The sequence below is a fragment of the Streptomyces sp. NBC_00005 genome (assembly GCF_045160215.1).
Lineage (GTDB): Bacteria > Actinomycetota > Actinomycetes > Streptomycetales > Streptomycetaceae > Streptomyces.
The window spans coordinates 6,996,514-7,009,961 of sequence record NZ_CP108316.1 but is presented as its reverse complement, the minus strand read 5'-3'; the positions used below and the strand labels follow the sequence as shown (position 1 = coordinate 7,009,961).

General features: G+C 68.6%; 10 protein-coding genes. All 10 read right to left on the bottom strand.

The genetic code is table 11. The features are described 5' to 3' along the window. Nucleotides 1-654 precede the first annotated feature (654 nt). The 10 genes from OG303_RS32175 to OG303_RS32130 all read right to left on the bottom strand — a co-directional run bounded on the left by OG303_RS32175 (nucleotide 655) and on the right by OG303_RS32130 (nucleotide 13,409). On the bottom strand, nucleotides 655-2,625 hold the full coding sequence (locus OG303_RS32175; protein WP_405872794.1) for a TIGR03960 family B12-binding radical SAM protein: 1,971 nt from the start codon (nucleotides 2,623-2,625) through the stop codon (nucleotides 655-657). Nucleotides 2,626-2,781: 156 nt separating this feature from the next. Continuing rightward, a complete protein-coding gene (locus OG303_RS32170; RefSeq protein ID WP_405872792.1) occupies nucleotides 2,782-4,287 on the bottom strand; it encodes a CHAD domain-containing protein in 1,506 nt (501 codons plus the stop codon). 86 nt (nucleotides 4,288-4,373) lie between these two features. After that, nucleotides 4,374-5,573 (bottom strand): rod shape-determining protein RodA, encoded by a 1,200-nt coding sequence (rodA, locus tag OG303_RS32165; RefSeq protein WP_405872790.1) that lies wholly within the window; start codon nucleotides 5,571-5,573, stop codon nucleotides 4,374-4,376. Next, nucleotides 5,570-7,822 carry a penicillin-binding protein 2 gene (gene mrdA, locus OG303_RS32160; RefSeq protein WP_405872788.1) on the bottom strand — a complete coding sequence of 751 codons (2,253 nt, stop codon included), beginning with the start codon at nucleotides 7,820-7,822 and terminating at the stop codon, nucleotides 5,570-5,572. The genes rodA and mrdA overlap by 4 nt, the downstream gene beginning before the upstream one ends. A 135-nt stretch (nucleotides 7,823-7,957) precedes the next feature. Beyond that, complete coding sequence (gene mreD / locus OG303_RS32155; protein WP_405872786.1) at nucleotides 7,958-8,638, bottom strand: rod shape-determining protein MreD; 681 nt, start codon at nucleotides 8,636-8,638, stop codon at nucleotides 7,958-7,960. Nucleotides 8,639-8,651: 13 nt separating this feature from the next. Further along, nucleotides 8,652-9,596 carry a rod shape-determining protein MreC gene (gene mreC / locus OG303_RS32150; protein WP_405872784.1) on the bottom strand — a complete coding sequence of 315 codons (945 nt, stop codon included), beginning with the start codon at nucleotides 9,594-9,596 and terminating at the stop codon, nucleotides 8,652-8,654. A 146-nt stretch (nucleotides 9,597-9,742) separates the two neighbouring features. Next, complete coding sequence (locus OG303_RS32145; RefSeq protein WP_405872782.1) at nucleotides 9,743-10,762, bottom strand: rod shape-determining protein; 1,020 nt, start codon at nucleotides 10,760-10,762, stop codon at nucleotides 9,743-9,745. 300 nt (nucleotides 10,763-11,062) lie between these two features. Beyond that, nucleotides 11,063-11,476, bottom strand: coding sequence for a nucleoside-diphosphate kinase (ndk, locus tag OG303_RS32140; protein ID WP_405872780.1), 414 nt, complete (start codon nucleotides 11,474-11,476; stop codon nucleotides 11,063-11,065). 76 nt (nucleotides 11,477-11,552) lie between these two features. Continuing rightward, nucleotides 11,553-11,909 (bottom strand): DUF4233 domain-containing protein, encoded by a 357-nt coding sequence (locus OG303_RS32135; RefSeq protein WP_405872778.1) that lies wholly within the window; start codon nucleotides 11,907-11,909, stop codon nucleotides 11,553-11,555. A gap of 6 nt (nucleotides 11,910-11,915) precedes the next feature. Next, a complete protein-coding gene (locus OG303_RS32130) occupies nucleotides 11,916-13,409 on the bottom strand; it encodes a bifunctional folylpolyglutamate synthase/dihydrofolate synthase (RefSeq protein ID WP_405872776.1) in 1,494 nt (497 codons plus the stop codon). Nucleotides 13,410-13,448 lie beyond the last annotated feature (39 nt).

Here is a 13,448-nt window from a genome sequence, read left to right as displayed (position 1 = left end):
GCTTTACGCACCCCTGAACACGCAGCGACTCTGCCAGAGCGAACCACGCAAAAACGTCATTTCGTGAGCGTTTTATCCATATTGGTCCGATAGTCGACGGTGGCCGTCAAGGGATGCGAGACGGTCCGAGCTCGGTCTAGAGGGAGACGTTGGAGGTCCGTGAAGTCTCTACCAGGGGCGACCATGGCGCCTTCCACGTCGAGCCTGACGCATGGCCGCAGCGGTCCGCCGTCTCGATCAGTGCTCCAGTCTCTGACAGCACGAAGCCCGCTAAATCCCGGGCAGCATCATCCGTCTCAAGCATGACCGGGAAGCCAGAAGGTAGGGCGTCTGACCAGCGAATATCCTGGGTCGACGTGGTCCAGCTCGCTCCGGAACGACATGTCGACGTCTCCGCGTCACGGCGGACAGCTCACCCCGTCCATAGTCATCAGGCCCACCAACCATGGGCTCCAAGGGCTTCCAGCCCTCAGACCCACTCCACTTCCGAGTGGACGAGCAAAGGGACCCCAGGCGACGGCAGAGGCGTTCTCGGCGTCTCCCGCGCGCCCGCCCGGCGCCCACGCTGAGCCCCGAGCGCCCGCAGGACGGCAGCCGCCTCTTCCTCGCTGCCGTCCCCAGGCCTCCACGATGCGCCGCAACGCCTCGCTCACGTCAGTGAGCGTGACCGCTGGTCGGAGCACCCTTCTTGACCGTCAGCGGCAGCAACTTCTTACCCGTAGGCCCGACTTGGATCTCGGTCTGCATGGCCGGACACACCCCGCAGTCGAAGCAGGGCGTCCACCGGCAGTCCTCGACCTCCGTCTCGTCGAGGGCGTCCTGCCAGTCCTCCCAGAGCCAGTCCTTGTCGAGGCCCGAGTCGAGGTGGTCCCAGGGGAGGACCTCCTCGTACGTCTTCTCGCGCGTCGTGTACCAGTCGACGTCCACGCCGAAGGCGGGCAGCGTCTTGTCGGCGCAGCTCATCCACCGGTCGTAGGAGAAGTGTTCGCGCCAGCCGTCGAAGCGGCCGCCGTCCTCGTAGACCGCGCGGATGACGGCGCCGATGCGGCGGTCGCCGCGGGAGAGGAGGCCCTCGACGATGCCGGGCTTGCCGTCGTGGTAGCGGAAGCCGATCGAGCGGCCGTACTTCTTGTCGCCGCGGATCTTGTCGCGGAGCTTGGTGAGACGGGCGTCCGTCTCCTCCGCCGACAGCTGGGGCGCCCACTGGAACGGGGTGTGGGGCTTGGGGACGAAGCCGCCGATCGAGACCGTGCAGCGGATGTCGTTCTGGCCGGAGACCTTGCGGCCCTCGGCGATCACGTTCATCGCCATGTCGGCGATCTGCAGGACGTCGTCGTCGGTCTCCGTCGGCAGGCCGCACATGAAGTACAGCTTCACCTGGCGCCAGCCGTTGCCGTACGCGGTGGAGACCGTGCGGATCAGGTCCTCTTCCGAGACCATCTTGTTGATGACCTTGCGCATGCGCTCCGAGCCGCCCTCGGGCGCGAAGGTCAGGCCCGAGCGGCGGCCGTTGCGGGTCAGCTCGTTCGCCAGGTCCACGTTGAAGGCGTCGACGCGGGTGGAGGGGAGGGACAGGCCGATCTTGTCTTCCTCGTACCGGTCCGCCAGGCCCTTCGCGATGTCGCCGATCTCCGAGTGGTCGGCCGACGACAACGACAGCAGACCCACCTCCTCGAAGCCCGTCGCCTTCAGTCCCTTCTCCACCATGTCGCCGATGCCCGTGATGGAGCGTTCACGGACCGGGCGGGTGATCATGCCTGCCTGGCAGAAGCGGCAGCCTCGCGTGCAGCCGCGGAAGATCTCGACGGACATGCGCTCGTGGACCGTCTCGGCCAGGGGGACGAGGGGCTGCTTGGGGTACGGCCATTCGTCCAGGTCCATGACCGTGTGCTTCGACACGCGCCACGGGACGCCCGACTTGTTGGGGACCACGCGGGCGATACGGCCGTCGGGGAGGTACTCGACGTCGTAGAACGCCGGGATGTAGACCGACCCCGTCTTCGCGAGGCGGAAGAGGACCTCCTCGCGGCCGCCGGGCCGGCCCTCCGCCTTCCACTCGCGGATGATCTTCGTCATGTCGAGCACGGCCTGCTCGCCGTCGCCGATGATCGCCGCGTCGATGAAGTCCGCGATCGGCTCGGGGTTGAAGGCCGCGTGGCCGCCGGCCAGCACGATCGGGTCGTCAAGGCCGCGGTCGCGCGACTCCAGCGGAATGCCCGCGAGGTCCAGCGCCGTCAGCATGTTCGTGTAGCCGAGCTCCGTGGAGAAGCTCAGCCCGAACACGTCGAACGCGCCGACCGGCCGGTGGCTGTCCACCGTGAACTGCGGGACGGCGTGCTCCCGCATCAGCGCCTCCAGGTCCGGCCACACGCTGTAGGTGCGCTCGGCGAGGACGCCCTCCTGCTCGTTCAGTACCTCGTAGAGGATCATGACGCCCTGGTTGGGCAGCCCGACCTCGTACGCGTCCGGGTACATGAGCGCCCAGCGGACGTCACAGGACTCCCACGGCTTGACCGTGGAGTTGAGCTCTCCGCCGACGTACTGGATCGGCTTCTGCACATGCGGGAGCAGAGCTTCGAGCTGCGGGAACACAGACTCAGCGGCCGCAGCGACTTCGGCAGACATCTCGCGAACCTTCGTGGGATGGACTGAACGGACTGAACGACTGCACGGACTCAATGGACTGGACCGACAGGGGTGACCATCTAGCCTAACGCGAACCACGCGGCCCCCCTGACCGCCCAAACCGCTCGGAGACCGTTCGGACCGCTCCGAGACCCCTCAGACCTGCATCCCGCCCTTGACCTCCTGCCAGGCACCGGGCAGATCCCTCTCCACGGCCGCCGCCGTCGCCTCCTCGCGTCCGTACAGCACTCCGTACGTGAACGAGCTCTCCCCCGCCGCGTGTGCCACGGCGGACAGCTCGCGCAGGGTCTGGCGGGTCATGACGCTGTCCTGGTGGTCGCCCAGCAGGCTCTGCAGGGACTTCATCGACTTGGCCAGCGCGGATGCCGGGCTGCCGAGGCCGGGCGCGGCCGCCTCCGCCGAGTACCGAGTCCGCTTGGCCTTCTTGCGTGCCTCGTGCAGGGCGAGGTCGCGGTCCTGGCCGGGCTCCAGAGCGACGGCCTGCTCCACCAGGCCGGACAGCTTTCGGAAGTCCTTCCGTACGGCCTTGGCGATCACCTTTTCCGGCTGGCCGGCGGCGGCCTCCAGCAGCGGCGGATCGTCGACCAGCGCGTCCAGCGCGTCGAGCAGCGCCAGGTACCGCTTGGAGTCCAGGACGCCGGTCAGCCGACGCCTCGATCCGCCGCGGCGGGCGTGCGTCCACGTGCGCAGCCGGGTGCGGATCGGGCCGGAGAACAGCGTCCTGGGCAGCTCGTCCAGGGCCGCCGTCAGGCGCTCGGTCAGCACCTCCGCGTCCCGGTCCACGCCGAGCTCGCCGGCCAGCCACTTCAGTTCGTCGCCGATGGGGTCGGTGACGGTCCGGTCGAGGACCTTGCCGTACGAGCGGAAGGCGCTGCGCATGCGGCGGGTGGCGACGCGCATGCGGTGCACGGAGTCGTACGTGTCCTGCCGTACGGCCGGGTCGAGGGTGACGATCGCGTCCCGCTGTTCGCGGACGTACGCGAGGACGTGGTCGCCGGCGGTCACCGGTTCCCGGGCGGCGGGCTGCTTCCTGCGCTTCTTCTTCGGGGTCGTCTCGGCCAGGGCCCGGGCCAGTTTCGACGCCGACTTGGACGGTCGTACGCCCGCCTTGCGTAGCCGCTTGTCGACCTTGTCGAGGAAGGCCGGGTCGCCGCCGTCGGCGAGCTCCACCTCCAGCTCGGTCCACTGGGCGGTGCCCCCGTCGACGGTGAGGCGTTCGGCGCGTACGGCGTCCACGCTGACCTCGGCGAGCAGCCGGCCCTCGGAGTCGACGAGGTCGCGGACGTCGCGGTCGGAGAGCAGGCGGACGACGGGCAGCAGCTCGGCGTCGCGGACGCGGGAGCGGATCAGGCCGGCGAGGCTGCGCGGGAGGGTGTCGGAGAGCGGGGCCTGGATCTCGTCGCGGACGCCGGGGGCGACCGGGAACTTCAGGTGCCAGCCCGCGTCGGACCCGCCGGTGCGGCGGCGCAGGGTGATCGCGGCCGCGGCGAGGCGTTCGTCCGGGGTGTCGTAGTAGGTGGCGTCCAGATGCGCGACGCCCTTGTCCACGACGGTCTCGACGCCGGCGACGCCGGTCAGGTCGGGCAGTCCGCTGTCCTCGGATTCGTACTTCCGCTCGATCTCCCGCTTTGTGTCCGCCATGACCCGAATCTAGTGGGATTCGCCGGTGAACGGCAGGGCCCCCCGGGGATGAATACCGGGGAAACCCAGAGGCAAGGGGTGGTTTCCTACGCCGACATGGGCCTCTGCACCTTGATCGACTGCAACAGCCCCACCGCCATCCACACCGCGAACATCGACGAGCCGCCGTACGACACGAACGGCAGCGGCAGGCCCGTGACCGGCATGATGCCGAGGGTCATGCCGACGTTCTCGAAGGTCTGGAAGGCGAGCCAGGCGACGATCCCGGCGGCGACGATCGTGCCGTACAGCTCGGTCGAGTCGCGGGCGATCCGGCAGGCGCGCCACAGGACCACACCGAGGAGGAGGATGATCAGGCCCGCGCCGACGAAGCCCAGCTCCTCCCCCGCGACCGTGAAGACGAAGTCCGTCTGCTGCTCGGGCACGAACTGGCCGGTGGTCTGCGAGCCGTGGAAGAGGCCCGCGCCGGTCAGCCCGCCCGAACCGATGGCGATCCGCGCCTGGTTGGTGTTGTAGCCGACGCCTGCGGGGTCGAGGCTGGGATTCGCGAAGGCCGCGAAGCGGGCGATCTGGTACTCGTCCAGGATGTGAAGCTGCCACACGGCGATCGCACCGATCGTGCCCGCGCCGAGCAGTCCGAAGACCCAGCGGTTGGAGGCGCCGGAGGCCAGCAGCACGCCGAGGATGATGATGACCATGACCATGACCGACCCGAGGTCCGGCATCAGCAGGACGATCAGGATCGGTACGGCGGCCAGGCCGAGGGCCTGCAGAACCGTGCGGTGGTCGGGGTACTTCTTGTCGCCCGCGTCGACCCGGGCCGACAGCAGCATCGCCATGCCCAGGATGATCGTGAGCTTCACGAACTCCGAGGGCTGGAGGGAGAAGCCGCCGCCGAGCACGATCCACGAGTGCGCGCCGTTGACGGTGGAGCCGAGCGGGGTGAGCACCATCAGGATCAGGAACACCGAGGCGCCGTACAGGAGCGGGACGGCGGTGCGCAGGGTGCGGTGGCCGACCCAGACGATGCCGACCATCAGGGCGAACCCGATGCCGGTGTTCATGATGTGGCGGATGAGGAAGTAGTACGGGTCGCCCTGGTTGATCTCGGTGCGGTTGCGGGTCGCCGAGTAGACGAGGACCGAGCCGATCATCGAGAGCGCGAGCCCGGCCAGCAGTATCGGCCAGTCCAGGCGGCGGGCCAGCGAGTCGCGGGCGAGGATCCGCGTCCAGCCCGCGCGCCGGGGTCCGTACCCGGAGACGGAGAAGCTGTTGGCACCGGTCATGTGAGCATCCTCCGGCTTCCCCTCTTACGAGGTCGCCTGCGGGTGTTCCGGTTCGTCGACGTCGGCGAGGCGGTGGTCGCGGGCGGCTGGGTCCCGTCCGGGGCGGTCGCGCCCTTCTCCATGGCCTTCTTCAGGTCCTTGGCCGGGTCCTTGGCAACCTTCGGGGAGGCGATCGTGCCGTCCGTCTGGACCTTGGGCAGGCCCTTCTGCGGGGTGGGCAGCAGTGCCTTCTTCTTGTCGACCGAGCCGTCGGACTGAACGCCGTACAGGGCGCTGTAGATGTTGCGCACCGCCTCACCCGAGGCGCCGGAACCCGTACCGGCCTGGGCGATGGTCATGACGATCGTGTAGTCCTTGCTGTACGTGGCCAGCCAGGAGGTCGTCTGCTTGCCGTAGACCTCCGCGGTACCGGTCTTGGCGTGCAGCTCGATCTTGTCCTGCGGCCAGCCCTGGAACTTCCAGGCGGCCGTACCGCTGGTGACGACGCCGGCGAGGGCCTTGTTCATGCCCTTGAGCGTGGCCTGGCTGACCGGGAGCTTGGCCTTGACCTTGGGCTTGATCTCCTTGACGGTCTTGCCGTCGGCGCTGATGATCGCCTTGCCGATGGTCGGGACGTACTCGGTGCCGCCGTTGGCGAGCGCCCCGTAGATCATGGCCTCCTGGATCGGCGTGACGAGGGTGTCGCCCTGGCCGATGGAGTAGTTGATCGAGTCGCCCTCGCGCATCTTGTTGCCCTCGAGGCAGTTCTCGTACGCGATCTTCTCGACGTAGGAACCGTCCTTCTTGCCGCTCTTGCACCAGGCGACCTTGTTGGCCTTCCAGTAGTCGAGCTTCCACTGGCGGTCCGGGACGCGGCCGGTGACCTCGTTGGGCAGGTCGACGCCGGTCTCCTTGCCGAGGCCGAACTGGTGGGCGGCCTTGTAGAAGTAGTCCTTGGGCTCACCCTTCTTCGGGTTGATGCCGCCGTCCTTCTTCCACTCGCGGTCGGCGAGGCCGTAGAAGACGGTGTCGCAGGAGACCTCGAGCGCCCGGCCGAGCGAGATGGGGCCGAAGCTCTCTCCCTCGAAGTTCTTGAAGACCTGACCGCCCACCGAGTACGAGCTGGTGCAGGGGTAGCCGCCGTCCCATTCGTAGCCGGCCTCGACCGCGGCGGCCGTGGAGACCACCTTGAAGGTCGAACCGGGCGCGGACTGACCCTGTATGGCGCGGTTCAGCAGCGGGTAGTCGGAACCCTTGCCGGTGAGCTTCTTGTAGTCCTTGGCGGAGATGCCGCCGACCCAGACGTTCGGGTCGTAGGTGGGCGCGGACGACATGGCGACGATGCGGCCGGTCTTGGCCTCCATCACGACGACGGCGCCGGAGTCTGCCTTGTAGTTCTCGCCGGTGATCGAGTCGAACTGCTTGCGGGCGCCCTTCATCGCCTCGTCCAGCTCGTACTCCGCGACGCGCTGGACGCGGGAGTCGATGCTGGTGACGAGGTTCGAACCGGGCTGGGCGGCATCCGCCTTGGCCTTGCCGATGACGCGCCCGAGGTTGTCGACCTCGTAGCGGGTGACGCCGGCCTTGCCGCGCAGTTCCTTGTCGTACTCGCGCTCCAGGCCGTTGCGGCCGACCTGGTCGGAGCGCAGGTAGGGCGAGTCGGTGTCCTTGGCCTGCTGGATCTCGTCGTCGGTGACGGGCGAGAGGTAGCCGAGGACCTGGGCGGTGTTGGCCTTGCCGGGCGCGGGGTAGCGGCGCAGGGCCTCGGGCTCGGCGGTGATGCCGGGGAAGTCCTCGGAGCGCTCGCGGATCTGCATGGCCTGGCGGGGCGTGGCCTCGTCGGTGATGGGGATCGGCTGGTAGGGCGAGCCGTTCCAGCAGGGCTGCGGCGTCTTGGCGTCGCACAGCCGGACCCGCTGCATGACCTCGGCGGGCTTCAAGCCCAGAACCCCGGCCAGCTTGGTGAGGACCGCCTTGCCGTCGTCCTTCATCTTCAGCAGGTCGGTGCGGGAGGCGGAGACCACGAGGCGGGTCTCGTTGTCGGCGAGCGGCACGCCGCGCGCATCCAGAATCGATCCGCGTACGGCGGGATCGACGACCTGCTGGACGTGGTTGCCGGACGCCTCCTTGGCGTACTCGTTGCCCTCGCGGATCTGCAGGTACCACAGCCGGCCGCCGAGGGTGCCGAGCAGGGAGAGGACGAGGATCTGGATGACGATGAGCCGGATCTGGACCCGTGGGGTCCGTCCGGTCTCCGGAATATTAGTCATGGGCGAAGCCCATTCCTTCGAGGGTGGTGGCGGGAGACGGGCGGGCATTGGTCACTGTGGCTGCCTCCCCCTCTCAGTGCGTGTATGTGTCATATACGACGGAGCTGTGAATGCCCGCCGTCAACTCCCGCGCGATCACAGCCGCTTGACCCCCTTGATGCGGCCCACGCGGGTGGTACGGGTGCGGGCCCTGGTCTTCAGGCCGCCGAGGCCGCCGCGCTGACCGCCGACCTTGAGTCCCGTCCCGGCGGAGATCCAGCCGGAGGAGATGTCGGTCGCCTTCTTGGACGAGGAGTTGGCCTCGGCGAGCGGATCGTTGTCCGCGCGCCGGGCCAGGGCCATGATCCCGGGGACCACGAACGGGGCGAGCAGCAGGTCGTACACGGCGGCCGTGAACAGCAGGCTGACCAGGCCGACATGGCGGGCGGCGGTGTCGCCGACGAGGGCGCCGACACCGGCGTACAGCAGGGTCGAGCCGATGGCGGCGGCGACCACGACGAGCATGGGGCCGGTGGCCGACTTGAGCCGACCGTTCTCCGGTTTGACCAGCCCGGCGAGATAGCCGATGACGCACAGCACCAGGGCGTAGCGCCCGGCGGCGTGGTCGGCGGGCGGGGCGAGGTCGGCGAGCAGGCCCGCGCCGAAGCCGACGAGGGCGCCGCCGACATGGCCGTACACCAGGGCGAGGCCGAGGACGGTGAGCAGGAGCAAGTCGGGGACGGCGCCCGGCAGATGGAGCCGGGCTAGGACGCTGACCTGGACCACCAGGGCTACGACGATCAGAGCCGAGGAGAGCAGGATCCGGTTGACGCGCATGGGGATTCAGCTCCTACTGCTGCTCGGTCTGGCCGTCGAGGGACGCGTTCGCGGACGGGGTGACCGTGACGGTGACCGTCGGCGTGGGGGTCGGCTTGGGCTTGTTCGGGAGCACCGTGTCGCGCGGGTCCTTCTTCGGGGCCTCGACGACGACGCCGACGATGTCGAGCTTGGTGAAGCTGACGTACGGCGTGACGTAGAGGGTGCGGGTCAGGTCGCCGCCGGACGGGTCGACGCGGGAGACCACGCCGACCGGGACGCCCGGCACGAAGGGCTTGTCGGCCTCGGAGCCGAAGGTGACGAGCCGGTCGCCCTTCTTCACGTCCGCCTTGCTGTTGAGCAGTTCGACGCGCAGCGCGCGGTCCCCCTGCCCGGTGGCGAAGCCGAGTTCGTCACTGCCCTCCATGCGGGTGCCGACGGTGAAGTCAGGGTCGTTGGCGAGGAGAACGGTCGAGGTGTCGGGGCCGACGGTGGTGACCCGTCCGACCAGACCGTCTCCGTTCAGCACGGTCATGTCCCGCTTGATGCCGTCGTTGGCACCGATGTCGATGGTGATCGTCCAGGAGAAGCCCTGGGCCGCTCCTATGGCGATGACCTGGCCGCCCTTGATGCCGTACTGGCCCTCGGCGGACACCTTCAGCATCTTGTCGAGCTGCTTGAGGCGGCTGGAGTTGCGGTCGTCGCTGCCGAGCTTGGCCTTGAGGGCCGCGTTCTCCTTCTCCAGGCGGGCGAGCCGGTCGTGCCGGGTGCCCGAATCGCGGACCGCGGAGACGGCGTTGCCGACCGGGTTGACCGCTGACGACACCCCGTCCTCGATCGGGCCGAACACCGTGGCCGCGGCCTGGCGGGCACCGTCGACCGGTGAGTCCTCCCCGCCGCGGATGTCCACCGTGATCAGCGCGAACGCGATCGCGATCAGCAGCACCAGGAGCAGCCGGCTCTCTCGTGTGTCCCTCACGTGCGGCGGCCGTGCCTTCCTCATAGGAATGTGCAGAGGTTGAGGTGTTCAGGTGTTCAGAGGCTTTTGGGCGAGCTTATGCCTCCATATCAACGATCCGCCGCACGAGAGGAGATCATCTCGTACGGCGGAATCGAAGAGTTACGTCATCTGCGCGGGCTGGCGTCCAGCACCTGCTGGAGCGCCTCGAACTCCTCGACGCACTTGCCCGAACCGAGCGCCACGCTGTCCAGCGGGTCCTCGGCGATGTGGATCGGCATGCCGGTCTCCCGGCGCAGCCGCTCGTCGAGCCCGCGCAGCAGCGCACCGCCGCCCGTCAGCACGATCCCCCGGTCCATGATGTCGCCGGACAGCTCCGGCGGGCACTTGTCGAGGGTCGTCTTGACGGCGTCGACGATGGCGTTGACGGGCTCCTCGATCGCCTTGCGCACTTCGGCGGCGGAGATGACAACGGTCTTGGGCAGCCCGGAAACGAGGTCCCGGCCGCGGATTTCGGTGTGCTGGTCATCGTCTAGGTCGTACGCCGAACCGATCGTGATCTTGATCTGCTCGGCCGTCCGCTCACCGAGGAGGAGACTGTACTCCTTCTTGATGTGCTGGATGATCGCGTTGTCCAGTTCGTCGCCCGCGACGCGGATGGACTGGGCGGTGACGATGCCGCCGAGCGAGATGACCGCGACCTCCGTGGTGCCGCCGCCGATGTCCACCACCATGTTGCCCGTGGCCTCGTGGACCGGCAGGCCGGAACCGATGGCCGCGGCCATGGGCTCCTCGATGATGTGCACCTGACGGGCGCCGGCCTGGGACGACGCCTCGATGACGGCGCGGCGCTCGACGCCCGTGATGCCCGAGGGCACACAGACGACGACCCGCGGACGAGCCAGATAACGCCGCTTGTGGATCTTCAGGATGAAGTAGCGGAGCATCCGCTCGGTGATCTCGAAGTCGGCGATGACGCCGTCCTTCAGCGGCCGTACGGCAACGATGTTGCCAGGGGTCCGCCCGATCATCTTCTTCGCTTCGGCGCCGACCGCGAGGATGCCACCGGTGTTGGTGTTGATCGCGACGACGGACGGCTCGTTGAGTACGATCCCGCGACCCCTGACGTACACCAGCGTGTTGGCGGTCCCGAGGTCGACAGCCATGTCACGGCCGATGAACGACATTGAGTTCCCCATCAGGATTCGTCTGGCCTTCCTGGGAGCTTTTGAGGGCTTTTCAGGTCGGCGAAGTGGGTGCTGTGACGTGAAGGCTTCCATCGTAGACGCGCCTGCACGAACACTGCGCGAGGGTCTTCGCCATTGTCAGCAGATGAAGTGTCGCCTCGCTTGTGGAGACGGCCCATCGGGGGCACTCGTTCCCCCGATCGGCACGCATATGCCAGGGGACGGCCGGAAAAACTCGGCCGCCCCAGGTCAGGCACTTGAGCGGCTTGACGGCCACTCAGAAATTCATCGTCCCGTCGCTCAGGCGCGGCCCGGGAAGAAGATCTTCACCTCGCGCTGGGCGGACTCCTCGGAGTCGGAGGCGTGGATCAGGTTCTCGCGGACGATCACGCCGTAGTCGCCGCGGATGGAACCGGGGGCGGCGGCGATCGGATCGGTCGGGCCGGCGAGCGCGCGCAGTCCCTCGATGACCCGCTCGCCCTCGACGATCAGCGCGACGACCGGACCGGAGGCCATGAACTCCACCAGCGGCTCGTAGAAGGGCTTGCCCTTGTGCTCGCCGTAGTGCTGCTCCAGGGTGTCCTGGTCCAGGGTGCGCAGCTCCAGCGCGGTGATCTGCCAGCCGGCCTTGCGCTCGATACGGCTGATGATCTCGCCGGTCAGGCCACGGCGAACCGCGTCGGGCTTGAGCAGGACGAGGGTGCGCTGGGTCACTACGGGCTCCTAAAGGATCAAGGGTCGTGCGGGGTGACGACAGGCCCTGAGATTACCGGGCGGGCCCGAGCGGCACTTACGCAGCGTCAGGTGTGGAGGAGTCGGCCTGCGCCGCGAAGCGGGCCTTGGCCTCGTCGATCTTTCTTCCGTAGTGCACCGAGGCCCACCACAGCGCCGCGAAGATCGCGCCCAGGAAGAACATCGACGACACGATGAAACCGGAGGCGACTAGGGCGACCTGGAGGGCCCAGCCGAGGGCGATCCCCGTCGGCCGGGTCACCACGCCGCACAGCGCCACGCACAGGAACATCGCGATGCCGCTGACCGTCCACACCGTCGACGTGGCCAGATCGGGGTCCTTCATGGCGACCAGGCCGGCGAAGCCGATCACGAAGAACTCGCCGATCAGGGTCGATGCACAGAGCGTACGCACGGGCTGTCAGCCCCTTCCCAGGAGCAGTCGGGCCTCGCCGACCGTGATGACGGAGCCGGTGACGAGTACGCCGCCGCCCGCGAACTCGCCCTCCTCCTCGGCCAGGGTGATCGCGGCCTCCAGGGCGTCCGGCAACCGCGGTTCGACCTGGACCCGGTCGTCGCCGAACACCTCCACGGCGATCGCGGCGAGCTCGTCCGCGTCCATGGCGCGATGGCTGGAGTTCTGCGTGACGACGACCTCGGCGAAGATCGGCTCGAAGGCCTCCAGGAGTCCCCGTACGTTCTTGTCGCCGCTGGAGCCGACGACTCCGATCAGCCGGCTGAAGTCGAAGGCCTCGCCGACCGCCTCGGCGGTGGCGCGGGCGCCGGCCGGATTGTGGGCGGCGTCCAGGACGACGGTGGGCGAACGCCGTACGACTTCGAGCCGGCCCGGCGATGAGACGGCCGCGAAGGCCTTGCGGACGGTGTCGATGTCGAGCGGTTCGGGCCGCTGGGAGCCGACCCCGAAGAACGCCTCCACCGCGGCGAGCGCGACGGCGGCGTTGTGGGCCTGGTAGGGGCCGTGGAGCGGGAGGAACACCTCGGGGTACTCGCCGCCGAGGCCGCGCAGGGTGAGCATCTGTCCGCCGACGGCGACCTGCCGGGCGCCGACCCCGAACTCGAGCCCTTCCCTGGCCACGGTGGCGTCGACCTCGACGGCCTTCTTCAGCAGCACCTGGGCGGCGTCGACGGGCTGCTGGGCCATGATCACCGTCGCGTCCTGCTTGACGATGCCGGCCTTCTCCGTGGCGATCGCGGCGGTCGTCTCGCCGAGCCGGTCGGTGTGATCCAGGTCGATGGGCGTGACGACCGCGACGTCCCCGTCGATGACGTTGGTGGCGTCCCAGGAGCCGCCCATGCCGACCTCGACGACCGCGACGTCCACGGGGGCGTCCGCGAAGGCGGCGTACGCCATGCCGGTCAGCACCTCGAAGAAGGACAGCCGGTACTCCTGCTGTCCGTCGACCATCTCGATGTACGGCTTGATGTCCTCGTACGTCTCGACGAAGCGCTCGGCGGAGATGGGGGCGCCGTCCAGGCTGATGCGCTCGGTGATCGACTGGACGTGGGGCGACGTGTAGCGCCCGGTGCGCAGCTCGAAGGCGCCGAGGAGGGCCTCGATCATGCGGGCGGTGGAGGTCTTGCCGTTGGTCCCCGTGATGTGGATGGACGGGTACGACCGCTGCGGCTCCCCCAGCACGTCCATCAGCGCGGCGATACGGCTGACCGACGGCTCCAGCTTGGTCTCGCCCCATCGCGTGGCCAGCTCCGCCTCGACCTCGCGCAGGGCCTTGTCGACCTCGGGGTCCTCCGGCCGCCCGGGCACGTCTGCCTGCGGCGGGCCGCCCTGGGTACGCAGGGTGCGGCTGCCGGCCTCGATGACCGCGAGGTCGGGGTCCCGGTCGGTCTCGGTCGCGACGATCTCGTCGAAGGGGTCGGGCTGGTTCTGGTCGCTCACGGGGTCAGTCTACGGAGGGCGACTGACAGAGTGCCCACG